Origin of the sequence: Iningainema tapete BLCC-T55 (genome assembly GCF_014698965.1) — a bacterium.
GTDB lineage: Bacteria > Cyanobacteriota > Cyanobacteriia > Cyanobacteriales > Nostocaceae > Iningainema > Iningainema tapete.
In genome coordinates this window covers 1-25,963 of the sequence record NZ_JACXAE010000033.1, presented here as the reverse complement: position 1 = coordinate 25,963, position 25,963 = coordinate 1, and the positions used below count along the sequence as shown (strand labels likewise).

24 protein-coding genes and 1 pseudogene are annotated in these 25,963 nt (G+C 41.9%); 11 read left to right on the top strand and 14 right to left on the bottom strand.

Translation table 11 applies throughout. The annotated features are described in order from the left end of the window. The first annotated feature begins 367 nt into the window (after positions 1 to 367). The gene (locus tag ICL16_RS07815) at positions 368 to 1,198 is read left to right on the top strand and encodes a DUF2382 domain-containing protein (protein ID WP_190826289.1); all 831 of its coding nucleotides are present in this window, start codon (positions 368 to 370) and stop codon (positions 1,196 to 1,198) included. 166 nt (positions 1,199 to 1,364) lie between these two features. On the opposite strand, the gene ICL16_RS07810 is transcribed toward ICL16_RS07815, so the two are convergent. Continuing rightward, positions 1,365 to 1,997, bottom strand: coding sequence for a YdcF family protein (locus ICL16_RS07810; RefSeq protein WP_190826288.1), 633 nt, complete (start codon positions 1,995 to 1,997; stop codon positions 1,365 to 1,367). Between the two features lie 268 nt (positions 1,998 to 2,265). Beyond that, positions 2,266 to 3,381, bottom strand: a complete 1,116-nt coding sequence (locus tag ICL16_RS07805; protein WP_190826287.1) for a ferrochelatase — start codon at positions 3,379 to 3,381, stop codon at positions 2,266 to 2,268. A 145-nt stretch (positions 3,382 to 3,526) separates the two neighbouring features. Between ICL16_RS07805 and ICL16_RS07800 the strand changes: the two genes are divergently transcribed. The 4 genes from ICL16_RS07800 to ICL16_RS07785 all read left to right on the top strand — a co-directional run bounded on the left by ICL16_RS07800 (position 3,527) and on the right by ICL16_RS07785 (position 7,548). Then, entirely contained in the window at positions 3,527 to 4,060 is a 534-nt protein-coding gene (locus ICL16_RS07800) for a hypothetical protein (RefSeq protein ID WP_190826286.1), read from the top strand. Between the two features lie 137 nt (positions 4,061 to 4,197). Beyond that, positions 4,198 to 6,111: a biosynthetic-type acetolactate synthase large subunit gene (gene ilvB / locus ICL16_RS07795; protein WP_190826285.1), complete on the top strand. Its 1,914-nt coding sequence runs from the start codon at positions 4,198 to 4,200 to the stop codon at positions 6,109 to 6,111. Positions 6,112 to 6,371: 260 nt separating this feature from the next. Further along, complete coding sequence (locus ICL16_RS07790; RefSeq protein WP_190826284.1) at positions 6,372 to 6,833, top strand: hypothetical protein; 462 nt, start codon at positions 6,372 to 6,374, stop codon at positions 6,831 to 6,833. Between the two features lie 31 nt (positions 6,834 to 6,864). Continuing rightward, entirely contained in the window at positions 6,865 to 7,548 is a 684-nt protein-coding gene (locus tag ICL16_RS07785) for a glycoside hydrolase family 25 protein (RefSeq protein ID WP_190826283.1), read from the top strand. On the opposite strand, the gene ICL16_RS07780 is transcribed toward ICL16_RS07785, so the two are convergent. Continuing rightward, positions 7,534 to 8,931 carry an MATE family efflux transporter gene (locus tag ICL16_RS07780; RefSeq protein WP_190826282.1) on the bottom strand — a complete coding sequence of 466 codons (1,398 nt, stop codon included), beginning with the start codon at positions 8,929 to 8,931 and terminating at the stop codon, positions 7,534 to 7,536. The genes ICL16_RS07785 and ICL16_RS07780 overlap by 15 nt on opposite strands. A gap of 114 nt (positions 8,932 to 9,045) precedes the next feature. On the opposite strand from ICL16_RS07780, the gene ICL16_RS07775 reads away from it, so the two are divergent. Continuing rightward, positions 9,046 to 9,843, top strand: a complete 798-nt coding sequence (locus ICL16_RS07775; protein ID WP_337906942.1) for an ABC transporter permease — start codon at positions 9,046 to 9,048, stop codon at positions 9,841 to 9,843. A 188-nt stretch (positions 9,844 to 10,031) separates the two neighbouring features. Here the strand turns inward: ICL16_RS07775 and ICL16_RS07770 are convergent, their stop codons facing one another. From ICL16_RS07770 to alaS, 3 genes are all read right to left on the bottom strand, one after another. Next, entirely contained in the window at positions 10,032 to 10,292 is a 261-nt protein-coding gene (locus tag ICL16_RS07770; protein WP_190826281.1) for a hypothetical protein, read from the bottom strand. Positions 10,293 to 10,395: 103 nt separating this feature from the next. Beyond that, the gene (locus tag ICL16_RS07765) at positions 10,396 to 10,704 is read right to left on the bottom strand and encodes a P-II family nitrogen regulator (protein WP_190826280.1); all 309 of its coding nucleotides are present in this window, start codon (positions 10,702 to 10,704) and stop codon (positions 10,396 to 10,398) included. A 173-nt stretch (positions 10,705 to 10,877) separates the two neighbouring features. Then, positions 10,878 to 13,541: an alanine--tRNA ligase gene (gene alaS / locus ICL16_RS07760; protein WP_190826279.1), complete on the bottom strand. Its 2,664-nt coding sequence runs from the start codon at positions 13,539 to 13,541 to the stop codon at positions 10,878 to 10,880. 260 nt (positions 13,542 to 13,801) lie between these two features. Between alaS and ICL16_RS07755 the strand changes: the two genes are divergently transcribed. Together ICL16_RS07755 and ICL16_RS07750 are read left to right on the top strand one after the other, a co-directional pair. Beyond that, entirely contained in the window at positions 13,802 to 14,005 is a 204-nt protein-coding gene (locus tag ICL16_RS07755) for a heavy-metal-associated domain-containing protein (RefSeq protein ID WP_190826278.1), read from the top strand. Between the two features lie 660 nt (positions 14,006 to 14,665). Continuing rightward, positions 14,666 to 15,697 (top strand): diguanylate cyclase, encoded by a 1,032-nt coding sequence (locus ICL16_RS07750; protein ID WP_190826277.1) that lies wholly within the window; start codon positions 14,666 to 14,668, stop codon positions 15,695 to 15,697. Here the strand turns inward: ICL16_RS07750 and ICL16_RS07745 are convergent. Further along, on the bottom strand, positions 15,692 to 16,393 hold the full coding sequence (locus ICL16_RS07745) for an ATP-dependent Zn protease (RefSeq protein ID WP_190826290.1): 702 nt from the start codon (positions 16,391 to 16,393) through the stop codon (positions 15,692 to 15,694). The two genes, ICL16_RS07750 and ICL16_RS07745, sit on opposite strands and share 6 nt — an antisense overlap. Positions 16,394 to 16,585: 192 nt before the next feature. Then, entirely contained in the window at positions 16,586 to 16,993 is a 408-nt protein-coding gene (locus ICL16_RS07740) for a PPC domain-containing DNA-binding protein (RefSeq protein WP_190826276.1), read from the bottom strand. A 116-nt stretch (positions 16,994 to 17,109) separates the two neighbouring features. Here ICL16_RS07740 and ICL16_RS07735 point away from each other — a divergent pair, with 116 nt between their 5' ends. The 3 genes from ICL16_RS07735 (at position 17,110) to ICL16_RS07725 (ending at position 20,382) form a co-directional block, all read left to right on the top strand. Beyond that, on the top strand, positions 17,110 to 19,557 hold the full coding sequence (locus tag ICL16_RS07735) for a dynamin-like GTPase family protein (RefSeq protein WP_190826275.1): 2,448 nt from the start codon (positions 17,110 to 17,112) through the stop codon (positions 19,555 to 19,557). Between the two features lie 179 nt (positions 19,558 to 19,736). Then, the gene (locus tag ICL16_RS07730) at positions 19,737 to 19,883 is read left to right on the top strand and encodes a KGK domain-containing protein (protein ID WP_190826274.1); all 147 of its coding nucleotides are present in this window, start codon (positions 19,737 to 19,739) and stop codon (positions 19,881 to 19,883) included. Positions 19,884 to 20,217: 334 nt separating this feature from the next. Further along, positions 20,218 to 20,382 (top strand): transposase family protein, encoded by a 165-nt coding sequence (locus tag ICL16_RS07725; protein ID WP_190826273.1) that lies wholly within the window; start codon positions 20,218 to 20,220, stop codon positions 20,380 to 20,382. Positions 20,383 to 20,671: 289 nt separating this feature from the next. On the opposite strand, the gene ICL16_RS45420 is transcribed toward ICL16_RS07725, so the two are convergent. From ICL16_RS45420 to ICL16_RS47635, 6 genes and pseudogenes are all read right to left on the bottom strand, one after another. Continuing rightward, the gene (locus ICL16_RS45420) at positions 20,672 to 20,890 is read right to left on the bottom strand and encodes a hypothetical protein (RefSeq protein ID WP_238360657.1); all 219 of its coding nucleotides are present in this window, start codon (positions 20,888 to 20,890) and stop codon (positions 20,672 to 20,674) included. A gap of 245 nt (positions 20,891 to 21,135) precedes the next feature. After that, a complete protein-coding gene (locus ICL16_RS07715) occupies positions 21,136 to 24,195 on the bottom strand; it encodes a non-ribosomal peptide synthetase family protein (RefSeq protein WP_190826272.1) in 3,060 nt (1,019 codons plus the stop codon). A gap of 94 nt (positions 24,196 to 24,289) precedes the next feature. After that, positions 24,290 to 24,577, bottom strand: coding sequence for an arginase family protein (locus ICL16_RS07710; RefSeq protein ID WP_190826271.1), 288 nt, complete (start codon positions 24,575 to 24,577; stop codon positions 24,290 to 24,292). Between the two features lie 153 nt (positions 24,578 to 24,730). Then, positions 24,731 to 24,868, bottom strand: coding sequence for a hypothetical protein (locus ICL16_RS45415; protein WP_238360656.1), 138 nt, complete (start codon positions 24,866 to 24,868; stop codon positions 24,731 to 24,733). A 149-nt stretch (positions 24,869 to 25,017) separates the two neighbouring features. Then, positions 25,018 to 25,173 carry a hypothetical protein gene (locus tag ICL16_RS45410; RefSeq protein WP_238360655.1) on the bottom strand — a complete coding sequence of 52 codons (156 nt, stop codon included), beginning with the start codon at positions 25,171 to 25,173 and terminating at the stop codon, positions 25,018 to 25,020. A gap of 284 nt (positions 25,174 to 25,457) precedes the next feature. Continuing rightward, a pseudogene (locus ICL16_RS47635) lies at positions 25,458 to 25,929 on the bottom strand (DUF4277 domain-containing protein); the annotation flags it as partial. Positions 25,930 to 25,963 lie beyond the last annotated feature (34 nt).

The window sequence follows — 25,963 nt, the reverse complement described above, 5'->3', positions numbered from 1 at the left end:
TTCAACAATTTCCGGAATCGGTTATTAGCTTGCTTTGGTGATTAGAACAGCTTATCACCATATATACGGGAGAACCAAGTGGAGTATGGTAACAAGCCAGTATTAGTTGCTGAAACTGTATATCCTTAGGTAATTACGTTAAGTTGTCGTGCGATCGCCCATAATTTCTTCATGGGAACGAATAAATAATAATAGTATGGCACGAAATAACTAATAAGTTATCCACCAGTTTTCCACTTTTTAGCTTTAACCTGTAAAGTGTAATATCGCAAACAAGATTGGAGTTGCAAACAAACCGTTTAGGCTGTTAACTGTTAACAGTTGACAGTTAATGGTCAACACTATGTTAATTTAGGAGACAAATCAAATGGTACTTGTAAAACTTGAAGACTTCTACCCAGACTACCGCGAAGACTCCTTAGATAATGACATTAAGAATTTTGATATTTATGCTGAGGGAAATGAAAAAGTTGGTTCTGTGTATGATGTTTTAGTTGATGAGGCAACTGGTCAATTCCGCTATTTTATTGTAGATACAGGCTTTTGGATTTTTGGTAAAAAAGTGTTGTTACCCGTTGGACGTGCCAACGTTGATAACAATAATAGACGAATCTATGTCTATAGTCTGACCAAAGAGCAAGTAGAAAACCTACCTAACTTTAATGACTTGGAAGAGGTTGATTATGACTATGAAGAGCAAGTACGCGGTGTATATAGAGGCTCTGTTGCTGCTTCTAACATGATGCAACCTGCCATGCTTGACCGCAGCACTTACAACTACGAACAAGAACCTTCACTGTACAACATCAACGACCAGGATCAACAAACCCTGAAACTATACGAAGAACGGTTGATCGCGAACAAACAACGTCGTAAAACAGGGGAAGTTACAATTGGCAAACATGTGGAAACGGAAAAAGCCCGTGTTGCAGTGCCTGTAGAAAAAGAGCGAGTGGTGATTGAGCGCACAAATCCCACAGATACTACACCAAGCAATCCCAGAAACGCCTTCCAAGATAGTGAAGTTGTTCGTATGGAGATTTACGAAGAAACGCCAGATATTCAAAAAGAAGCTGTTGTACGCGAAGAAGTCCGAGTCAAGAAAGTTGTAGATACAAACACAGTTGAAGCTAGTGACACAGTTAGACGCGAAGAGTTAGATTTAGATACAAAAGGTCGTCCAGTTGTAGACAAGTAACTTTTACAATTCTTAGGCTTGCAGGTAGATACCTGTAAGCCTAATTTCGCTAATTAAGGATAAACACAGATGCACGCAAACAAATCATCTGTGTTTATCTGTGTGCATCCCCGTTCCATCAAAATATTAAGTGGTTTTCAGAGTGCGATCGCACTCTTAGTCTTCCTTACATAAAATACCAACTTGAAAGTGAAATTCTCGACAGTTGGTAAACAAAGTAAGCAGACGTTTCCCGCATCAAAAATTTCAGCTTACTCTTAAAACTTTGATAACGGGTGGTAGGTGTTGCAGACGGATATGCATTCATGCCTAAATCTCTTGCCATTAATACGGCTCTTTTTAAATGCAAAGGGTCGCTAACAATGATAAATTTAGATAAATCCTGGGAGGACGCGACTTTCTTTGCATTTTTAAGGTTTTGGAGGGTTGTTTGAGATTTAGTTTCAATTAAGATATCTGATTTTTCCACCCCACGCGCCATCGCATAGCGTTTACCAACGGTTGCCTCGGCTATTTCTTTATCTTTGCCAATTCCACCAGTAAAAATGATGCTGCTCACTTTTCCTCTTTTGTAGAGATTTATTGCATGATTAATCCGTTCTCTAAAAACAGGAGATGGTTTTTTTTCCCAAACTTCTGCTCCTAAAACAATTGCAGCATCTGCTTTGGTCACTTTATTTTTCCTACCGTAAAAATAAATATTAGCGGCAGTTGCCATTAAAGGCAATATGAAACTAAATGCCAGAAAAACTAAAAAGATTGTCAAGGATTGTTTTTTGGTGTTGTCGATTAAAAGCATAAGCTCTGTATGAACTACTCGTTATTTTCCTCTCCTAATATGGCGATGATTTTCACGTTCACTCCTCAATATTTATTTTTCAGCAATGAAAATTACCGGGTTAAGAGCTGATTTTTCTTCAATGATAAAACAAAAGTACAATTACATGCACTTTCGTAAGTTATAATTCTCCGATTAGATTTGCTTCACCCATTTAGGTGAATTTGAGTTACGTAGCTAAGAGTGAGGAGTAAATAATTCATAACTCCTCACTCATAACTCCTAACTTTTAATGGTGGTGATGATGATGTGCTACAGCAAGAGTCGGGTTAACTGCAAATTTTTTCTCTGACAAAAGCTTGTCTATATGAGAATTTGCCCACTCGGCAGCGATCGCCAAAAATTCAGGGTGATCGTTAACACAGGGCATTTGCACGTAGTTTACATTCTTGTGCTTTTTCTCCAAAGCATGAATGATATGGTGAACATCTAAAAGAGTTTCGTGGTTTTCTGTTGCAAAGCCGATGGGCATAAACATCACCGCCTTTGCACCCAATTGAATCAAGTTTTTGGCTGCTTGTGTCACATTTGGCTGAGTCCATTCTATTAAAGGTGTGTCATGATTTAGCCAGCCAATAGAAATCAGAGGGTAGCGGTTGATTAATTGATCGCGTACCAAGTCGAATAACACTTGACTTTCAGTAATTCCCGAAGTAAAACCTTTTGCCTTGTGTGGACAACCGTGGTTCATGAGCACAATACCAATTTCCGAAGGAAGGTAGGCGGTTGCTAAGTCAGTGGAGATTTTCTCTTCAACTAGACGCGCTAGTAAATCAATATATTCCGGTTCATTGTAGAACGAAGGAATGTAGCGCTGTCCTTTCACCCAGTGTTCATTACCATCTGCCAACTCGGCTAAAGCATTGTTTACTTGCTCGATCGCAATCCCACTGGTGAAGATGGAATCTACAACTAGTAGTGGGTAAATCAGTAGTTTATCAAAGCCTTGATTTTCAATTTCTGCCAAAACTTGTTTGGGAAGAAAGGGTGCGCAGAAGTTGAAGGCTTTGAAAACTTGAACACCATTACCCCACTTAGCTTGCAAGTGTTTTTCAATCCCAGCACGTTGCTGTTCAAAGATGGCGTTGTGTGGGGAGATAAAATCGTGATGCTGATGTCCCCACTCATGGCGATCAAATAAAGCTAAAACTCTTGCTAAAGGAGGATATATCCAAACTGGCACTGGTGCAAATTTAGCCGTGAGTAAATTTAATGCCTGTTCGTTATAGTTAGCGAAATCTTCGTAGCTTTCAACTTCGCCATAGCCCATGAGTAATACTGCTACTCTGTCTTGGCTTGATGATTGTTGATGCCCGTGTTGTATTTTTTCTGGTGTAGTTACCACTGTGGATTTCCTCTATAAAATAGAGCTGAGAAGTAGGGTAAGAGATGGTTATTTCTCATACTAGTAGATTAATATCCCATGCGGGGGGAGGGGATACTCAAAAAGTAATAATTTGTTTTTTAGTAAGATAACTACGTTATTAATCATGTGTATAATAATTATCCCAGGAATCCATGAACCAGAATTAACTCAAAGTTTTATCTCAGGGTGGTTAGAGTCAGCATCTGACAGTTCTAAGAAACAAAAACCAGTGGATATACTAGTGTTTCCCTCCTCTAGTTTTTTACCTCTATCAGGATTGCATATAGTGCAGTTTTTATACCAAAACTTGGCACGAGAATCACCCGTTGTATTTATTAGTTTTAGTGCTGGTGTGGTTGGGGCAATACAAGCTGCTTGGTTGTGGCAATTGTGCGGGGGAAATGTGAAGAAGTTTATCGCTATAGATGGTTGGGGAGTACCGCTGTGGGGTAACTTCCCTATCCACCGTATGAGCCATGATTATTTCACCCATTGGAGTTCTGTATTGTTTGGTGGTGGGCAGAATTTTTACGCAGATCCCCCCGTTGAGCATTTATTCATGTGGCGATCGCCTCAAACAGTACAAGGCTGGTGTATCGAATCATCTATAGTAGAGCAATATATAACCGCAGCTGAATTTTTGCATAAGCTGATCTAGCATCCCAAGATTCCCGACTTCTCAGAGAAGTCGGGAATCTTTTTTCTCAAAGATGAACATTTTTTGGTCACTTTACACTAAAATAGTACATTAACTACAAAATTTTCAAATTAAATCATATAACGTGAGGGTTGCCTGTGCGTTTACCAAGTCTCTCGGCAGGAGATGCGCGTCTACAAGTTAGTCAACTAGAAACTGAGCATGAAAGGTCAGTTGTTTCTTCTCAAAGAGTGACACCGAGACGTGAATCTGGTGGTTTTGCATTGCTTGACAGTCTCCAACGCCACGGCGTTGAGTATATATTTGGGTATCCGGGCGGTGCAATTCTGCCGATCTATGACGATCTATACAAGGTAGAAGCCGCTGGTAATGCCATTAAGCACATCTTAGTCAGACACGAACAAGGTGCAGCACACGCCGCAGATGGCTATGCCCGCGCTACGGGAAAGGTAGGAGTGTGCTTTGGTACTTCTGGTCCCGGTGCAACTAATTTAGTGACGGGGATCGCTACTGCATACACCGATTCCATCCCGATGATTATTGTGACGGGACAGGTAGCAAGACCAGTAATTGGTACTGATGCGTTCCAAGAAACTGATATATACGGAATTACCCTACCTATAGTCAAGCACTCGTATGTAGTGCGCGACCCCAGAGATATGGCACGAATTGTTGCCGAAGCTTTCCATATTGCTAATACTGGGCGTCCGGGACCGGTTTTGATTGATGTCCCTAAAGATGTGGCTTTAGAGGAATTTGATTATGTGCCAGTGGAACCGGGATCGATAAGATTACCCGGTTATCGTCCTACCGTCAAGGGAAATCCACGGCAGATTTTAGCAGCAATACAGTTGATTCGGGAAAGTCGGCGACCACTGTTATATGTGGGTGGAGGTGCGATCGCATCAAATGCCCACGCGGAAGTTAAACGATTAGCTGAGTTATTTAATATCCCCGTCACAACAACATTAATGGGGATCGGTGCTTTTGACGAACACCATCCTCTATCTTTGGGCATGTTGGGGATGCACGGTACCGCTTACGCTAACTTTGCTGTCAGTGATTGTGACTTGCTCATTTGTGTGGGCGCAAGATTTGATGACAGGGTAACTGGTAAGTTGGATGAATTTGCCTCTCGTGCTAAAGTTATTCACATCGACATTGACCCGGCAGAAGTTGGTAAAAACAGAATTCCAGAAGTACCCATTGTTGGTGATGTGCGCAAAGTTTTAACTGATTTGTTGCGTCGATGTCACGAAGAAGGGATCAAGGATACACCCAACCAAACTCAAGAATGGTTGAATTTAATTAACCGCTGGAAAGAAGAGTATCCTCTGGTAGTACCGCACCATCCTGATAGCATGTCGCCGCAAGAGGTGATAGTGGAAATCGGTCGCCAAGCACCTCATGCCTACTACACTACAGATGTGGGTCAACATCAAATGTGGGCGGCACAATTCCTGAACAATGGTCCCCGGCGCTGGATTTCTAGCGCTGGTTTGGGAACGATGGGTTTTGGTTTGCCAGCAGCAATGGGCGCTAAGGTGGCATTTCCTAATGAAGAAGTCATCTGTATCAGCGGCGATGCCAGTTTTCAGATGAATTTGCAGGAGTTAGGAACGCTAGCACAGTATGGCATAAATGTCAAGACTGTAATTATCAATAATGGTTGGCAGGGAATGGTGCGCCAGTGGCAACAAGCTTTCTACGGCGAACGTTACTCCTGCTCGAATATGGAAGTAGGAATGCCAGATATTGAGTTATTAGGTCGTGCTTATGGCATTAAGGGCATGGTAATCGAAAATCGGGAGCAGTTGAAAGATGCGATCGCCGAAATGTTAGCACACCCAGGACCAGTTATTGTCAATGCTCTAGTTACCAGAGACGAAAACTGCTATCCAATGGTAGCCCCAGGTAAGAGTAATGCTCAGATGATCGGCTTGCCACGTCAACCGCAGAAAGCATCACTAGCACCAGTTTACTGTAGTAACTGCGGCGCGAAAAATTTGCCTGCCAACAACTTCTGCCCAGAATGCGGCACTAAGTTGTAAAGTTTGCATTCTTCTAGCCATTAGAAACCCGGTTTCTCCAAGAAACCGGGTTTTTTGGTGTTCGTGAATCATTTAGGACTACTATATTTACATTCCAACATAAACCGCGTGTCGTATGGCAGGCGGTTTTTTTAATGCTAATGTTCGTTTTGAACATATTTTCATTAACACTTCATTGAGTGCATAAGTTTAATTTGTCTGCACATATTAAATGAGTAGAAGGAAAGCTCAACTTGAATTTTAAACGGAGAAGAATGAGTATGCTTTTATTTTTCACAATGCCACTAGACGAAACTCCAGCACTTAACAAAGGTAGGTTATTTCTGATAGATGAAACTAAAGGAATTGTCGGTAGATGGGTTGCCACAAGCAGCACTGGAGACAAGCAAGGGGTAAAAGACTGGAATATTCGTGGTGGGGTGATTCCTGCTACTTATGAACTTAATCAGCCATTATCTTTTTACTCTGTTGCAGTTAATCCTGTCAACCTGAAACATGTTAAGGGCGTAGAGGGTAATGGTTATCCTATTACACCATTTGAAGTCAAAACAAAGGACGGAGGAACTCGTAGTGATCTCCTGATTCATAAAGATGCAAATATACCAGGTTCAATGGGATGCATTGTTTTACCGGAAACAGAGTTCGCCGACTTTGAGAAAGAGTTCAAAAAACACGCAGAAGGGCAGAATACGGTCAAACTTCTAGTTGGTTACACTTACTAGTTTTGTCTTAAATAATGGAGATGTAACACTTATGGATACTCTGAATACAACCTTACAACTTGGTATAGATGTTTCAAATATAAATCCCCCAGTTAATTGGCAAGTTGTTAGAAGTGCTCAGATTACATACGGCTTTATTAAAGCAACAGAGGGCGCTACTTTCATCGATAAAACCTTTACGACTAACTGGGAAGGAATGAAGCAAGCTGGTATTATTCGCGGTGCTTATCACTTTTTTAGACCAACAACTAGTACTCCCCAAGAACAGGCAGATAACTTTTTGACAATTGTTAAAGATGTTCTGGAACCAGGAGATTTGCCACCAGTTTTAGATATAGAAGCTTGGCCAGAAACTGTTGGACAGCAATGGAAAAAAATTAATCTGGATCAGCGGATTGAACGTGTGCAAATCTGGTTAAAAAAAGTAGAGCAAGCGACAAAACGCAGACCAATTATTTATACCAGTCCATCTTTCTGGAAAGAGTATATGGGTGATACTCAAAATTTCACTCGGTATCCTCTGTGGATTGCTCACTATACAGACAAACCAGAGCCGCTGATTCCTGCCCATAACTGGGGCGGAAACGGTTATACCTTCTGGCAATATACAGAGAAAGGTACTGTAGCGGGAGTTAGCGGTAATGTAGACAAAAATAGGTTCAAAGGTTCTATCGCGCAACTGATGGCATTAGTTAATGATTCAGTGATTGCGTAATGGGTGTTCCTCAGCACTTGAGGGGTTGTAGGAGGATAGTTGACGAAACCGCCAAGTGAAAGCAATAGATGCGATCGCCAGTCCAATTGACTGTCCAATCCACAATCCCACTCCACCATAACCAAAGTGGAAACATAGCAGATAGCCGCTAGTTAAACCTACTCCCCAGTAAGCAAAAAAGCTGACCAACATTGGGATGCGAGTATCTTGAAGCCCTTGCAGTGCGCCAAGAGCAGTTCTTTGTACTCCATCGACAATTTCTGCTAAAGCTACTACAAACAGCATAGGGAGAGCAATTGATAAAATTTTTGCATTTGCTGGGTTGCTCAGATCGATAAACAATCCTACTATTTGTTGAGGAAAAATTAATACGGTGATCGCTATTAGTGTCATCGCTCCAGCACCCAAAACCATGCTGAGGTATCCAGCTAGTTTGGCTGCTTTTAAGTTGTGCTGTCCGAACCATTGACCGACTCGTACAGTTGTAGCGTATGATATCCCTAATGGTACTGTGTAAAAGACGGCTACAGTTTGTAAAACAATTTGGTGTGCGGCCAAAATGTCAGTTCCCAAAGCACTCATTAAGAATGAGACGATATTAAACATCCCATATTCTATAGCTGTTGCTATACCAATCGGCGCACCAAGCCCCAGCAATTTCCAAATGATGCGCGGTTTAATTTGATGTAATGCTAAAAAAATACGGTAAGTTCTCAGTTGCTTGTGCCAGAGGATGTAGACGACTAGAGACAAAAACCTCCCCCAAAAACTGAGAGCGCTAGTCAACGCTAAACCCACAAGTCCCATGCGCGGAAAACCGAACATACCTAGCCCCAATAGATAATTGCCTGCAATATCAAACAGCGTCCAAGCGATCGCAATTACCATGAGTGGACGTGCCTGGGATATACCAGCCACTAAACTTCTCAGTACGGTAAACCCCAAAGCTGGAAATACTCCCCACAGTGCTACATCCAGATATTCATTTGCCAAAAAAGCGCTTCTATTGGCTTGTCCGAACTGAAGCATCAGCGCATCCAAATGTGCGACAATCGGCATCAGAGAAATTGCCAGGACTACTGATATCCATAACCCCTGGCGCGTTACCTGCGTGACTTGCCATTTATCTCCTGCGCCATACGCTGCTGCTACGAGCGGACTGACTCCTACAACCATGCTCATAGCAGTATTTAACAGTGTCATAAACGTGATCGAAGCTAATCCACCTGCCGCTAAAGTTTCAGCTCCCAATCTACCCATAACTACTGTATCGGCAAAACCCGTGACAGATTGGGCAAGTTGGGCGCTAACTAATGGGATAGCAAGTTTGATCAATTCCTGAATTTCAGTCCGAATATTAGAGCCTACCCTGAAAAAAGTCATGAAAAAACATTTGGGACTGTGGTTCTTCTAGTTTACTAAATTTTTGTATAAATCATTGACGTTTTGCTGCAAATGTACTATCAAAAAGTACAGTAATTATTTTCAATCACAGGCGTGAATGTATCCCCATCTCAACAAAAACCGCGTGTTAGTGTGCAGGCAATTTTCTCACTACTAATGTTTGTTTTCATGTATCTGCCGATCGCCGTACTAGCATTTTATAGTTTTAACTCGTCGCCTTACAGTGCTGGTTGGGATGGGTTTACCTTAAATTGGTATCGCCAATTGTTTGGTGATGAGCGGATTCTATCGGCATTGAAAAATAGTTTGATCGTAGCGGGTAGTGCAGTGAGTATTTCCTCCGTGTTAGGAACTTTGATGGCGGTGGGGTTAGCACGTTATCAGTTTCCGGGAAAGACTTTGTATCGCGGAGTTGCCTACCTACCGTTGATTATTCCTGATATTGCGATCGCCGTAGCTACTTTAGTTTTTCTCGCGGCGTTTGCCATTCCCCTAAGTGTGTGGACAATTGTTGCCGCCCATGTGGTATTTTGTCTTGCATATATTGGTATTGTTGTTTCTGCTCGACTTACCAATTTAGATCCTCATTTAGAAGAAGCCGCATTAGATTTAGGTGCAACACCTGTACAAGCTTTCATCCAAGTACTGCTACCTCAATTAATGCCTGGTGTTATAGCAGGTTGTCTACTAGCTTTTATCCTCAGCTTAGATGACTTTCTGATTGCCAGTTTCACTGCTGGTAGTGGTGTCAATACCTTACCGATGGAAATATTTAGCCGCATTAGAACCGGGGTTAAGCCAGATATTAATGCTTTGAGTGTAATCTTGATTTTAGTATCTGCGATTTTTGCTTTTATTGCTGAATTAATTCGGGCTAGAGGAGTAGAATAGCCTCACGCATTCGGCGGAGCCGTTCCCGCTTTCTTAGGGGCTAAGGCGCAAGATGCCCATCCCACAGAAAATTTTTCAAAGGGACGGGCAAGATGCTCCGCAGTCGCGCCCGACAGTGGGAAACCCTCCGGAGAGCGCTGCTCTCTATCCCACAGGAAATTTTTATTCATCCTGCACTCTATGCAATGTTAAGCTTGCAAATTCGCTTGTTCTTGCAACCAAGAATCCACAGGTTGTCCATCTTTGCGCCGCAACTCTATTTCCACTGCTATTACTTGTTGTGAACCTGGAGGTGCAGGTTTTTGATGGAAGATAATGTCGTAATCTGCTGGATTATGATTGTGTTCTTTTAACCATTCTTGTACTTTGGTTGTAGCAAAGAATGTTTGCCCTTGCTCAAACATCCGCGTAATTTGCATTTGTAGCGAGTAAGGATTTAAACGACCCATTTTATACCGCCTTTTGTAAACTAATTTTAAGTCCTTACGACCAAGTCCGGTGTTTGCTGTGGTTGCGGCTTAGATGCGTTTGCCCTGGGGAATAAATGCCCAGTTAATCCATCAAAGCTTCGACATTTTGGCGGAAGGCAATCAAGGCGTGATGAGTTTTATAGTCGGCGATTGAGGAAAAGATATCATCTGATACGGACTGAGACACAATCGTCTTAACTTCAATGTTGGTGTTATAACCTGCAATATCTCCCATCTGTCTGCCGTGGCTACCTACACCCCGCGCTGGGGTTAAGGTATAGCCAGTTGCGCCCAGACTTGTTAACATCTGGAGAATACGGTCTTGCAATACTGTTTCACCAATGATGGTGATTAAGACTGCAGGTTGGACGGTCTTGGATTCGGAGGACATGGAAAACTCCTGGATTAACTTTTTCTCCCTGTAACCCTATGTTTATCAGGGCAAGGGCATCCTGTCAACAAGAATAGTCCATTATCAATAAGCTCCTAAATAATCGCATTAAGCACAGGTGACTGAATATCCGCAAAAGAAACCGGGTTTCTAACCCGATTTCCTTTATGTTATTAACTCAACCCAGATCGCAACTCAGTTTTAGCTGATTCCAAAGCTTGTGGTAACTTACTAGCGTCGCGTCCACCTGCAGAGGCAAGGTTTGGTCGTCCACCACCACCGCCGCCGCAAATTTTAGCTATCATACCAATAAATTTACCAGCTTGCAAGCCTTTTTTGTTCACTTCTGGACCAAAAGCGGCAACTAAACTAACTTTCTCTGCTTCAGGAACTGAACCCAGCACGACTGCGGCATTATTGCCAAGTTTTTGCAGCAAGCGTTCTGCTGCTGTTTTCAAAGACTCTGCATCCACGTCTTCCATCTGGGCGACGAGAATTTGATAATCGCCCACCGATTCAACTGTTTGCAGCAAACTGTCAGATTTGGCGATCGCCAGTTGTGCTTTAGTCGTCTCCAGTTCCTTCTGGGTGGTTTTGAGTTCGTTTTGCAGAGTGGTGATGCGTTCCGGTAGTTCTTCAGGTTTAACTTTAAAGCGATCGCTCAAGTCCTTAACTACCTTCTCCCGAACATTAAGATAATCTAAAACTGCCGGACCTGAAACAGCTTCTATCCGTCTTACCCCTGATGATATACCACTTTCTGATACAACTTTAAACACCCCAACCTCAGCAGTATTACTTACGTGTGTCCCACCGCACAATTCCATCGACACGCCGGGGAAATCAATCACCCGGACTTCTTCTCCGTATTTTTCTCCAAACATGGCAGTTGCACCCTTAGCTTTAGCTTCTGCTAAGGGTAAAATTTCCACTTGGGCAAAATGTGCTTCGGCAATCCAGTTGTTAACTTGTTCCTCAACAAGTTGTACTTCTTCAGGTGTGAGAGAACGGGGACAGTTGAAGTCAAAGCGCAACCTGTCAAAAGATACCAAAGAACCTGCTTGTGAAATCGAATTATCGACGATTTTCTTCAGAGCAGCTTGTAGCAAGTGCGTTGCAGTGTGGTTAGCTTGGGCGCGACGACGACAAGCTTGATCGATTTGCGCCATCACACTATCACCGACTCGGATTGTACCGCGTTCGATGCGTCCGAAGTGGACAAAGAAATCTGATTCTTTCTTCACATCGTGAACTCTTACCACGATGCCATCACCAGATAAGTAACCGCGATCGCCTATTTGTCCCCCCGACTCAGCATAGAATGGTGTTTTGTCCAGAACAATTTGCACTTCAGTTCCAGCTTCTGCTTCTTGGGTAGACTCGCCACCAACCAGTAGCGCTTCCACTTTAGCTGCTACTACAAGTTCGTTGTAACCCACAAACTCTGTAACATTAATCTGTTCAGCCAGTTTGTCGAGCGTACCTTGTACAGTTAAATCGATGGTTTCGTGCGCTTCCTTTGCACGTTCCACCTGTTTTTGCATTTCTACATCAAATCCCGCCTCATCAACTGTAAGGTTGTTCTCAGCAGCGATTTCTTGAGTTAGTTCTAAGGGGAAACCGTAGGTATCGTAGAGAGTGAAGGCACTTTCCCCAGCGATTTGGGTTTTACCTTGTTGTTGTAACTCCTGGATAATTTCTTCCAGCAGTTTCTCACCACGTTCCAAAGTTTTGAGGAAACGGGTTTCTTCTTGTTCTAATTCAGCGATGATGGCATTTTCCCGTTGACGCACGTTGGGGTATGCTGTTTCGGAGAGAGCGATCGCAACGGATGCCACTTCTGATGTAAAGACGTTGCGTGTAACATCTCTACGGTAAATACCGATGAGTCGCCCATGACGTACCACCCGGCGAATCAGTCGCCGCAACACATAACCCCGTCCGACGTTAGAAGAGCGGATTTCATCGGCTATCATGTGGACAACAGCACGAATGTGATCGCCAATTACTTTTAAAGAGACTTGAGTTTTCTCATCACTAGTAGCATAGTCAACGCCAGCGATTTCTGCTGCTTTTTTAATTATGGGGAAAATCAAATCAGTTTCGTAGTTGTTGGGAACTTGTTGGAGAACTTGTGCCATTCTCTCCAAGCCCATCCCGGTATCGATGTTCTTGTTTGCTAGCGGTGTTAAGTTACCTTCAGCATCCCGGTTATATTGCATGAAGACGAGGTTGTATAACTCGATAAATCGGGTATCGTCTTCTAAATCAATGTTGTCATTGCCACGTTCTGGGTGAAAATCGTAGTATATTTCTGAGCAGGGACCACAAGGACCAGTTGGACCTGATGCCCAAAAGTTATCATCAGCACCCATCCGTTTGATGCGGGAATCTGTCACACCAATCTCGTCGCGCCAGATATTAAAAGCTTCGTCATCTTCTTCAAAGACGCTGACGACAAGACGCTCGGGGGGTAATCCAAAAACTTTAGTTGACAGTTCCCAACCCCAAGCGATCGCTTGTGTTTTAAAATAGTCACCAAAGCTGAAGTTACCCAGCATCTCAAAAAACGTGTGATGCCGTTTGGTACGTCCGACGTTTTCGATATCGTTGGTGCGGATGCATTTTTGGGAAGTGGTAGCACGCTTAAATTCTGTTGTGCGTTGTCCCAAGAATATAGGTTTAAATGGTAGCATCCCCGCGATCGTCAGCAGTACCGTTGGGTCTTCTGGCACGAGGGAGGCACTGGCGAGAACTTGATGTCCCCGTTGGGCATAGAAGTCTAAGAATAAGGCGCGAATTTCGTTACCGCTGAGGTACTGGGGATTAAAAGACATGGGTTTTTACTTTTTTTGCTTCAACTAAATTTAGCCCTAATAATAGTTCTGTCAGGACTTACTCAATAGCACTTACAAAAAGTATGCCGCACAGCAGGACAGTTTTGCCACCACCGCCGCTGCGCGAAAGTCACCCATTCACGCATTCACGCATTGATGTACTACTAATCTCACAACCTTGGTAGGATGGCAGAGCTACTAGGCGAAAACTAAAATTAGATTGAAAAAACAGTTGTTTATCGACGAAATTGAGGTAAACTATGGCACTAAAGTTGAATGTTCCCAACATTGCCTGTGATGGTTGTGCAGAGAAGATTACTGATTCTATCCATGTCGTGGAGCCAGATGCGAAAGTTGATGTAGATGTTCAGGCTAAAACCGTTACCGTGGAAGCACAAGCTTCGGAAGAGTCGATCAAACAAGCAATTGTTGCAGCAGGTTACCACATAGAAGGTTATCAGTAACTATTTTCTGGCTGTACAGAATTAATCTGAGTATTTAATACTGACTTACAAGTCCAAGGCAAAAAATTTCTGCTCAAATTCTCCATTTCGATTAGGGCAACAGCAAGCGTGATTTTCGACAAGGACTTGGAGTCAGTTTTATCCATATGTAAATGTACTTATCTGTGAGTAAAAAACTGTGATGAATTACTGTTTTTTCTCTTTTTATATTCAGAAAATATTTCGGTTTTTACGGATAAATGAGCATAGTTAATGCTCGGATTATTAAGATTATCTATATAGATGCTAATTTAAGTAATTATACTTGCAGCATCAGTATTTTTTACGGTAAATTAGAGTAATGATTAAGAAATTTATAAGTCCAGGAAATTACAGTATTAGTTTTATGCTGAAAAAGATTATTCAGTATTTATACTGTTTGAAATAAAAGTGATAAAAGCAGACATTAGGTATCAGAAATTTAATCCTTAAGGTTTGTAGTAAAGAATAAGTAATGTGAGGTAAAAAAAATTGGAAAATTTTCAGGTAGATAGTAAAAAGAATATAAAATATGATCTAAAACTCTTGGCAAAAAATACAATTATATTTAGTATTAGCTGGCAGGAGAGTATGTTGAGCGAGGTTAGATATTAACGTTGAAATCAGGCAAAAAGTATAGCAATGAATATTTATATTCTGATCTTTGGAAGTGAAAATTTTCTGACCACACTTCCAGATCAGATCCGTGATGCCAGCGCTTTTAGCATAGAAGTGATCGCCAATCTCAATGAGTGCGTGTCTAAAATTCAAACCACGCCTCCAGATGTCATACTTATACAGGCTAGCTTAGATGGGAGTATGGAACTTTGTCATTGGCTTAAAGAACAGACAAAGCTTTCTTGGATATATTCTATCCTTTTGGAAGACCGTCAAGAGTTAATAGCATCAATTCGTAAGTATGGCAAAGAATGGGAATTGGAGATGACTTGTGCGGCACTACAAGAAGGAGCTGATGCTTGCATTTGGCAGCTACCAGAGGAAACAAATTCTAACTTGGATACTCAATCGCCTGCCCTATGGCATCGCTTACTATTAGCTCAACTGACAGTAGGTTTGCGTAAAGCACAAAAATATCGCGATCTGATCCGCACAAATGATTTATTGTCAGCGATCGCATTAGCAGATTCGTTGACAGAATTAAATAATCGTCGTGCATTGGAGTGGGATTTACCCAGACAAATTCAAAAAGCCCAAACTAATGGGACTCCTTTGAGTTTGATAATTTTAGATGTGGATTATTTTAAAAAAGTTAACGATACCTACGGTCATTTAGTAGGCGATCGTCTCTTACAATTACTATGTACTCGAATTCGACACAATTTGCGGTTTCAAGACACTCCATTCCGATATGGTGGTGAGGAATTTGTCATTCTTCTGGGCAACACAAAATGTGACGAAGCACTGATAGTAGCGCGTCGTCTTAACCGAATTGTGAGTGAACAACCATTCGCAATTAATAACAAACTGGCAATCAATGTCACAATTAGTTTGGGAACTGCTTGTTTGCAACCAGAAGATGATGCAGGGGGACTAAGCCTACTCAATCGTGCGGATCAATACTTGTTGAAAGCTAAAACTGCTGGGCGTAACCGTGTAATTGGTTGCGACAGTCATTTCTCCCATGCTTGCGAACTTCACGCTGTCTCATCATAAATCTGTAGAGACGTTCCGCCGGAACGTCTCTACAATTACATTCTCGCACTCCACCACAGACGCACGCTGTCGCATAGTGTTAACTAAAGCTTGGTATGCTAACCAATTTTCTTGCAGTAAGGTTTTTGCTTGCAAGGTAAAAAAGCGTTGTTTCATTTCCCAAGCAGATTCAGAAAAACCCAAATTTGTCAATACTCCTGCCAACTTAGTTTTGTCATCAACACCTCCTTCAGCGTTTTGATAAACTAAGTTTTCCGCAGCAATACCAGCCATCCAAACTGTACAGTAGCGATCGAGCATTTGAGCGCCAATTTTACCTTGTTCCAATTGAGATGCTAATTCGTTATCATCAAAGCTAACACCTCCTTGTCCTGGTTGTCTTTGTTTAAGAGCTTCCCACGCACTAAGAGTGTAACCAGTAATCGGAATACCCAATAAATGAGCAACTAAAAAGTGTCCCGCTTCATGATGGAGAATGCGTTCTCTATGTTGAGGTGAAAAACCTGCAATCCAATCTAGCAGTAAATTACCTCCCTTGCCTTCTAAACTGAAAGCATCAAAAGTTGCTATTGCTAGTACGATAAAAGTCAATCCTGCTGGTATTGTGGGTGATAAGTGAAATAATGGTCCCAGCAAGGTTGACATTGTCATTATAAAGATAGATATTGCTACAACATTGAGGGCAGTTTTGCTCATCATTATTAAACACTCTCATTAAACTTAATCTTTCTTCATTATCTAATGAGTCAGAGGAGCATGTCATACCCCACCCAACCCTCCCCTTACAAGGGGAGGGCTAGGGAGGGGTTTCACCCTCCCCTTACAAGGGGAGGGCTAGGGAGGGGTTTCACCCTCCCCTTACAAGGGGAGGGCTAGGGAGGGGTTTCTCTACCCTCTGCCTTTGTTTGTGATAACTTCTAGTTCTTGATAACCTGTTTCCGTGTCAACTGTTCTCAGAAAAGTATGTTCTTCGCTAATGCCAATAACTATTTCGGCGGTTGTGTAGATGATGCATCCATTGTCTAGATGCCCGCCGATGGTGTTGCCTTGTTGGTCAGATATGGCTATATGAAGATGCAAGCCTGTGGTTGCTATTATACCATTAAGCGAAAGAATTTCAAATTTTTCTGTTAGTACTGTGCTTGTTGGTTGATTGGCGAAGCGAATGGTTGCTTGTTGTAAGCTTCCTATGGCAGTTAATATAAATCCTGCTTGAATATTTTTTTGAATGGCGAAGTTTTTTAGGCTTTGTTTTAAGTCTTCTTCAGGTTTTAGTCTAATAGCGGCGATTTTCATCTTCTCAGGTGATTTGCTTTAAAGTGTAAGTCAGTAGTTTCTACGTGGTTCCTTGGCAAATAATGTTCATAAAATGAACGGAAATACTTAAATATTATATTAACAGGATGCTCATAATGCGGGAGTTTCAGCTCCGAATCGACAATTTAAAAGAACAAGTTGAGTCTATATTACTACTTTTACAGCAAGAACCGTCTTTGCGATCGCACGACATTACACCTTTACAAACAACTCTTGGAAAAGCAATTTCACCAAAGTTTGAAATTGTGTTTGCGGGTGCGTTTAGTGCAGGTAAATCTATGCTAATAAATGCACTGTTAGAACGAGAGTTGCTGTACAGTGCAGAGGGACACGCTACTGGTACAGAATGCAAAATTGAGTATTCCGAGCCTGATAAGGAACGTGTTGTTTTAACGTTTTTGAGTGAAGTTCAAATTCGCGAACTTGCAGTTTCTTTGTGTCAGCAATTAGGATTTACGACGAATGTCAATATTAACCAATCTGAAGTTGTTAATTTGCTGCGTCAAGGATGTGAAACAATTATTCAGCAACAGGGTGGTGAGAGTAAATCTGAACGAGCAAAACAGGCAAAGGCTTTGATGTTGTTGTTGGCGGGGTATATGGCAAACCGTCAACACATCCACACACAGTATAATGCTACCTATTCGATGGAGCAATTTAACTTCTCGAATCTCAAGGAAGCGGCAAGTTATGCGCGTCGTGGCAGTAATAGTGCTGTTTTGCAACGAATTGAATATTACTGCTATCATCCGTTGTTGCAAGATGGTAATGTAATTATTGACACGCCAGGTATTGATGCGCCAGTGGAGAAGGATGCTCAGTTAACTTATGCGAAAATTCAGCATCCAGATACTTCGGCGGTGGTATGTGTATTGAAACCTGCTTCGGCTGGTGACATGACAAAGGAAGAAACGGAACTTTTGGAAAAGATGCGGGGGAATTATGGAATACGCGATCGCGTATTCTATATCTTCAACCGGATTGATGAAAGTTGGTATAATACCCAATTAAGGCAAAGACTAGATGATTTAATTACCAAGCAGTTTCGCGATACCAGCAGGCTATATAAAACTAGTGGTTTACTAGGATTTTATGGCAGTCAGATTAAACAGACAAGTGGACGAGATAGATTTGGTTTAGATTCTGTATTTGCTGAAAGTGTCAAAGGATTGGATGGTAAAGAGGAAACACCACAGTTTGTGTATGAGTTTCTGCGCTACTGTACCAACTCCGGTAAGTTACCACCAAGCAAGTTTCGTATTTCTGTTAATAACTTTGAGACGCCCAATGAGAACTATGTTAGAATTTTAGCTGAACATGGAACACCTGTGATTACTCAGCTAATTCAAGATAGCGGCATTGAAGAATTTAGAAACGCCATCACTCGCTATCTTACCCAAGAAAAGCGTCCCCAGTTATTTAAAAACCTCGCAGACGATTTAGAAGACGTTTGTATCAAACTGAAAACACATTATCAAGCACAGCAACGAGATTTAGATAGTCAGCCGCGAGAAATTGAGGCGATGAAGGCACAGGAGTTGCAACGACTTAACCAGCAGTTACAACAAGTCGGTAACGACTTAGGGCTGCACATTGCCGAAGAAGTAAACAAAGTCGTTACAAACAACTGCGATGCTTTTGAAGTTGATTTTCATCAACTGCAATCACGCATGATTCGCTGTTTGGATGAGTTGCTCAATACTTTTTCTGTCAGGAATGCTTATCGACATGCAACTTTGAGTCATCCTCGCAATGCTACCGCACCTCTAATTGCCATTTTAGTTGAAGCACTATATTATTTGGCAAATCAGTTAGAAGATATTTTGGTAGAGTCTTGTCAGTCAGTAGTTGCCAATTTCTTCCAACGGTTACTAGAAAGGATTTGCTCGGCGGAATACTATCGTCAGTTGTACCGTTTACTTGGGAATGATGGGGGAATTGAACAAGAGTTGAAAGTGCGAGAACAAGAAGTTACTCTTGCTTTGGTAAATGCAGCTAAGGTAGAATGCGACAGGTTTGTTAGAGAAAGTCCGAGATTCTACGATGAAGGTACTTTTTCCATCTACCAGTTTCGGCAAACATTGCTGCAAACTTCCCAAGGATACGACTGTGAAAGTATGGTAGAAGCTGAACCTGCAATTAGGCAATTACTCAAATTAGATTTTGAACCAAAAGTTTCCCAAACCATTCGCAGAAACTTCCGCCAAACCATCAATCAAACTCTCAAAACTCAGTTATTACCAATGGCTGAGCAGCAAGCCGACGCTATTTTACAACAGTACCCCCAAGCGCGTGCTTATTTAGAGCAAACTTTAGAAAAAGAAGCTGAAGAAAAGATTGATAAAAATCGACGTTTACTCAGTGCCGTCGAGCAAAAGATTGAAGCATACAATTCTGCCGTTACGGGAATTAATAACTGTCTACAGGCTATGAAATTATACGATCATTTATTACCTGTAATTGGAAAATCCGATTTTGTCGAGGATTTTAGTATAGACGATTTGAATCATGTTGACTCTAATAGCCTAGTCAACACCATCTAAATCCAAGTCTTTCTCCTCCTCCCCCCTCCTCGTTCCCACGCTCCGCGTGGGAATGCAATCTGGAGGCTCTGCCTCCCTCACCTTATCATACAGGAGGCAAATCCTTCTACAATGCGTTACCACACTGAGCCTAGTTACCAGAAAAATTGTTGAACATAGTTTTAAGGACAGATATAAAGATGGAAGATATATTTTCTAAACTAGAATGTAATGATGATGTTTTATCATTTTATGACAAGACATTCAAAGTAGGTCACTTTAGAGAAGAAGTCAAGAAAGAATTCAGTCGGAAATTAAATCAATCTTTAAATGAGCAAGCAGGGTAAACGCATCTTATTTTGTATAGATTGTACTTGACAAAAAGACCAGAATAGCAAAAGGAGTGTTTGCGCTGATACAAGAGGGATATTGACATGGAAGGAGATATTCTGAATACTAGTCAAGGTTGGAGATATTCCCCGGAGCTAGTATGGCTAAAGGATTTGGTCCACCCATTGTCAGACCCAATGAAGTTAGAGAAGTCAAAATCCTCCGTCGGAGCGTGATGCAGCATTTCCAGCAGTCTTATTGACCCCAGAGTAGACAGGACAAAACGGCATAGCTTAATGGCAATCATTACGAGCGCGATTTTTGCCGTGTTAGCACTCTTCAGACGGGTTTGTGGCGATTGAACCCTATGGCAAAGCCAAGCAGGAATGGTTAGAGAAGTTTTTAGACTTACCGAATGGGATACCGTCACACGATACGTTTGCGCGGGTGTTAGGAGCGTTGGAACCTCCAATCGTTGCAGGACGGTTTTTTAAGTTGGGTGAGCAGTATCAGTGAGCAACTAGGTACCCTTGTTGATTCATATCGACGGCAAGACAGCCAAAGGTTCCGCTTGACCGAGAAGGGCAACTCAAAGCTCAGCGAGCGTGTGAGTGCGTGGAGCAGTACCAGGTGTGGTGTTAGGGCAACAAAAAGTTTAGTGGCAAATCGAATGAAATTACTGCTGTACCACTTTTACTCCAGCTCCTCGACCTGAAAGTGCTTAGCAGATTCGCCAAGCCAAGTCAAATTATCAGGTAAGTTATTCAAGCGCGATTCCTTATTACACGTACCGTGCGCCCTACAGTTAGATAGTACCGAAGGTAATACCCTGTTGTTTAAGCCATTTGCGATCAGCGATAGAGTAGCGATCGTTCACCAAATGTGTTTCTGCCTGTAAGTCCAAAGGCAGGCGTCGAGGTCGCTGGGATTCTACAATAGTAAAGTCTTGACTAGCAAGTTGATTCGATTGGTTCAAGCTAGTCAAACTACCTTTGACGGCATCATGATCTACACAAATGATCAAAAGTGGATACCTTTTTCGGAGATATTAGCTCAGTATCCACTTGAAACGTTGTAGAAAATGTAACCAGCGTATAAGCCGCTATTTGTATATGTTGTAGACGTTGTAAACGACATAATACCAAGGTGGGACTAGTCCTTTCTCAGTTACTTGGCCGTCACCCACATCACATAAAAATTTAAGTATTTATACTTGGGTAGCTTATTTATTGGGCTACTAACGAATCGCACTAGTCTAAACTCCAGTTACTAGGTTGGACGTTGATCAATTAGGTATGACAAGTAAGTAGAAAGCAACTGCTCATCTAGAGGAGGACAGACTATAGAGGTACCTGCAAGCCCATTGAGCGTATTTTGACAGTCAAATTGCACTGTTCCTAAGTTGGACATTTCTTTTTTAGAACTTCTTGAAGGAAAAAACGACACCAGTGGATACAAGGTATGTTCTGGCGAATGTTCAGCAATTTTGAGCAAATATTTTCGCCACTGATCGTAAGGAATCTGTTGCAATGGGTAACCTAACGAGCCGAGTACGTTGATCAGCAGACTGGAGTTAAAAGACTGGTGATTGACAAAATGAAATACTTTGTCTAAAGATTCCTTTCGCCTAGATAAATAGATGATCGCTCTGCTTATATAATCCACAGGAACCATATCCTCTAGCATCTCTCCTTCCGGCACACATCCGAGTTGGGTACAGCCAAGAATTAGTTTGTACCAGAAGTCATTTTTATTAAAAACACCAGTTTGACTCTGCCCTGATATACGTCCTATCCTGTATATACAAACAGGAAGACCTCGCTCACGTGCAATAGTAACTAATTTTTCGGCAACCCATTTACTTTGACAATAGCCGTCTAATGGTAATGGGTAATCATCTAAGCTGTCATGTTCTCGAACGACTTGAACCCCAGAATCACCAACTGAGGAAAAAACGCCTAAGGTGGAAATGAAATGCACCGGTTTTACTTTAACTTGACTTGCCAATCTCAAAACTTCTTGGGTTCCCAAAACATTAGCTGCTTTGAGTACAGAGTAGGGAGAAGTATGATGAACCCATGCTCCATTATGATAGATGAGGTCAACTAACTCAGCCATTGCTTGAAACTCTTCTTGGGAAAGCCCCAAAAGCGGCTGAGATAGATCTCCTACAACTGGAATAATTCTGCAACTGAGTGATTCATTCCAAAGTAAATAAGATTCAAGGCTGCTTTGAATTCTCTTCTTACCCTCTTTGAGATTAGGAGCACGTACCAAACAATAAATATCTGCGTGAGTTTGCTGTAGGAGTTCATGCAGCAAAAAAGCTCCGATAAAGCCCGTGGCTCCAGTTAAAAAAATACAAGCTGGCTCTGCGGTATACTGAGCGGACGTGTTTGGGCAAATCGTAGAGTCAAGGATAGCTTCAGCCTTGAGATTCACGGGAGTTTTTGTACCAACAGTAGTAAATGAAGCCCCTGTCTTTTGAGCGATCGCAATACTTTGGGCTAATTCCGCAACTGTGGGCATCTCAAACAGACTAAGCAAAGGTAATTCAACTTGAAAAGTTTGTTGCACCTTGATAATAAGCTGAGTGACGAGCAAAGAATGCCCACCTAAGTCGAAGAAGTTGTCATAAATACCAACTTGCTCGATTCCAAGTATTTGAGACCAAATTCTCGCCAGTAATTCTTCAACTGGTGTGCGTGGTTCTACGTAAACTTTTGAGCGATCAGTTCGGTTCTGGTCTGGTGCTGGCAGCGCCTGGCGGTTTACTTTGCCATTGGGGTTTAAGGGGAAAGCCTCTAGCAACACAAAGGCGCTGGGCACCATGTACTCAGGCAGATGTGCTTTCAGATAACTCCGCAGCAGTGGCACCAGCTGAGTGCTCAAGTTTGGTCGTAGAGGATTATTTGCATAGCTCTGCTCCTGGGGATGGCTTTCTTGCGAGGTCGGTACAACGTATGCCACTAGGCGCTTGTCCCCTGATACATCCTCACGAGCTAAGACTACAGCTTGTCGAACCGCAGGGTGTGCTTCGAGTACAACCTCAATTTCTCCCAATTCAATCCGGAAACCCCGCACCTTAACTTGGTTGTCGATGCGACCGAGAATTTGAATTGTTCCATCACTTAGGTAGCGAACTTGATCTCCTGTCCGATAAAGACGTTCCTGTATCTTATCCTTAAAGGGATTAGAGATAAACTTTTGTGCTGTCAGTTCTGGACGATTGAGATATCCTCTTGCCAGTCCCCATCCGCCGACAAGTAGCTCCCCTGTTTCTCCTACGGGAACAAGTTGCAACTGCTCATCAACTACGTAAATTGAGACGTTTGGTAACGGGCGACCTTGGGGAAAGCTAGATAACTTTTCATCGGGTTGGCAAAGCCAATAGGTTACTGCATTATCTTCTGTACTACCATAAAGATCGTAGAGTTGGCAATTAGGTAGCTGATTAAAAAATCTATTTTTTAATGCAGAAGTTAAGGGTTCTCCACCTGAAAATATCGTTCTAATATTTTTGCAAGTTTTCAGACCCTCGTAGGAGAGAAAAACCTGCAATACAGAAGGAACAAACATAAGGATACTTATTTTCTGTAGAGCAATAAGTTTGACTAAGTAGGCAATATCTTTTTCACCGCCTGGTTTGGCAAGGACTACACAAGCCCCAGTTATCAAAGGCCAAAATAACTCCCAGAATGAAAATTCAAATGTTAAAGGCATTTTTTGCAAAACGCGATCTTGCTGGGTGATGGGACAAATTTCTTGCATCAACACAAAGCCTTGGCAAATTGCTTGGTGATTTACCATCACGCCTTTTGGTTGTCCTGTAGAACCCGAAGTATAGATTGTGTGAGCTAGGTTGTCAGACTGAACGCCGTTTTTTGGATTGTTCTTGCTTTTGGTAGCAATCTTCTCGTACTCAGTATCCAAACAAACCAAATGACTTTGAGGTACAGGAATTCCTGCTACCAGTTTCTTGAGAGTTAGCAATACCTCGACTTTTGTATCCGCTAGAATGAACGCCTTGCGCTCTTGAGGCTGCGATGGGTCGAGCGGAACCATTGCACCACCTGCCTTGAGGATACCCAGCATTCCCACTATCATCTCAATCGAACGCTCAAGACAAATGCCTACCAACATTTCTGGGGCTACATTTAAAGAGTGTAAATAATGTGCCAGTTGGTTGGCTCTCTCATTAAGTTCGCGATAGGTTAACTGCTCTTCTTTAAATACAAGCGCAATAGCTTCTGGAGTTTTCTCTACCTGCGCTTCAAACAACCCATGAAGAGTAATACTTTTATCGGAAACGAATTCTGGTATTGGCATGGCAAGCTAAAAAGATGTATGTACTAAAGGTTGCCTGAAAAAGGTTTTACCTTTTTCAAATATTCTTCAGTTAAGGCGATTGCTTAAAATCTTGTCAATAAGCGGGCATTAATGCGATTATTTTCGGCTTTATTGACATTGAGAAGGTTTTCGTGGACAAGCTTTGTAAGGTTCTTGTGTGTTGTATGCGCAATAGCATAGAATAAGAACGGATGGCTTCAGGACCAAAGCGTCCGCCGACCAGATGAGTCACCCCCGTATCAAACGGCACTCCCACAACTGCAATCTCAACACCATCCAAGTCTGTTGTATGTGGTAGACGCATAAACGTTCTGATGCCAGCAAAATTGGGAGGACGATATGTAGGAGTTGGTTGAGACATTGGGCTTTACTTCATAGATGCTTCACTCTTTTGTAACATTTTTCTAACAGTACTGAATATAGTATTTCAAAATTTATAAAAATGCAAGGACATATAAGACAGTTAGTAGATAGTTAGTAAAAAGTTCGTAGACAGTTAAGACAGTTAAGACAGTTAATTTGGGATAAAACCCCCACAGCTTAAACCATAGCTAATATTACGTCGCAGTACGATTGTCCTAGCTCCTAATTCAGCCGGGTTATTATGCAACGGTAGTTCAGGATGCTCCAAGACTAACAGCAACTCCTCCATTTTTGCTGCAGTTAATTGTTTTCGTTCATCTAACTCCTCATAACCACTTTTAGTGGCGAAAATATCCCAAAACTCAGACCGCAGTTTCTGTGCGGCTTCATAGCTTGGAGCATCTCTATAAGCCAGTAAGAAAGCGGTAGTAATCCCAGCTATGTCTTGAGAAACTTATCTAAAAGCTTTTGATGATAAGCTACCATAGGACGCAACTTTTTGTAGTGTCGCCCAACATGATCCCAACATAAAGCTAACTCAGTCGTCAGTAATTTGAATTGAGGAGCATCATCACAGACAAGGGCTTGCACCACTGGCCAATCAGTTTGATGATGGTAAAAAGTGATCGAGTAGTGCTTCCAAAACACGGGTACGTTGTTGAGAGCCGAGTTTGGGTAGATGGTGATCGAGTAGGGTATTAAACTCTAAATTGCTGAACTCAGTTTCTTGGGGCAACAACTGTAAAGACTTTTGGATTTTTTGGGGAATTTGGAAAGTCTCCAGTAGGTCATATGTGAGTGGATTGAGAAGAAACTAGAGTTCTGGCTCGTTTTGTAATCCCTTGAGAACCGTCAACCTATCTTTCTTCTCGGTGAAAATCCTCAACTCTAGACTGACTAAATATTACCTCCGGTAAAATAGATTTATATTCTCCGTGTAGGTGAAATGATGATGAGTCTAAATGCGATGAAGCTAAAGATATTTCAAACTTCTTTACTGTATTTAAATTAATTGCTAAAAATACTGTATCTAGTCCTTTAATAAATAACTTATCCATCACTCTACCAAGTTTATCATCATTGAGATATTCTGGTTTTACTGCTGAGCCAATTAAATGCTCACAAGCTATCGATTCAAAAAAGTCGGGAAACATATATAAAGGTTTAGAAACAAACCATACCTAAACCATTTAAAATCATTGCTTTTACTACATGCCCAGCGCTCACTTTTTCTCCTGCTTCTTTACCCAATAAATTATTAATTATTTCTACTAACCCAATTTCGTCTACTATTCGGGAGCATCCAATTTTGGCAGAAACATTCAAATAGTCAGGACAAACACAGCTAATGTTAGTACTGAGTCAGGATAAATCTCAACATGAT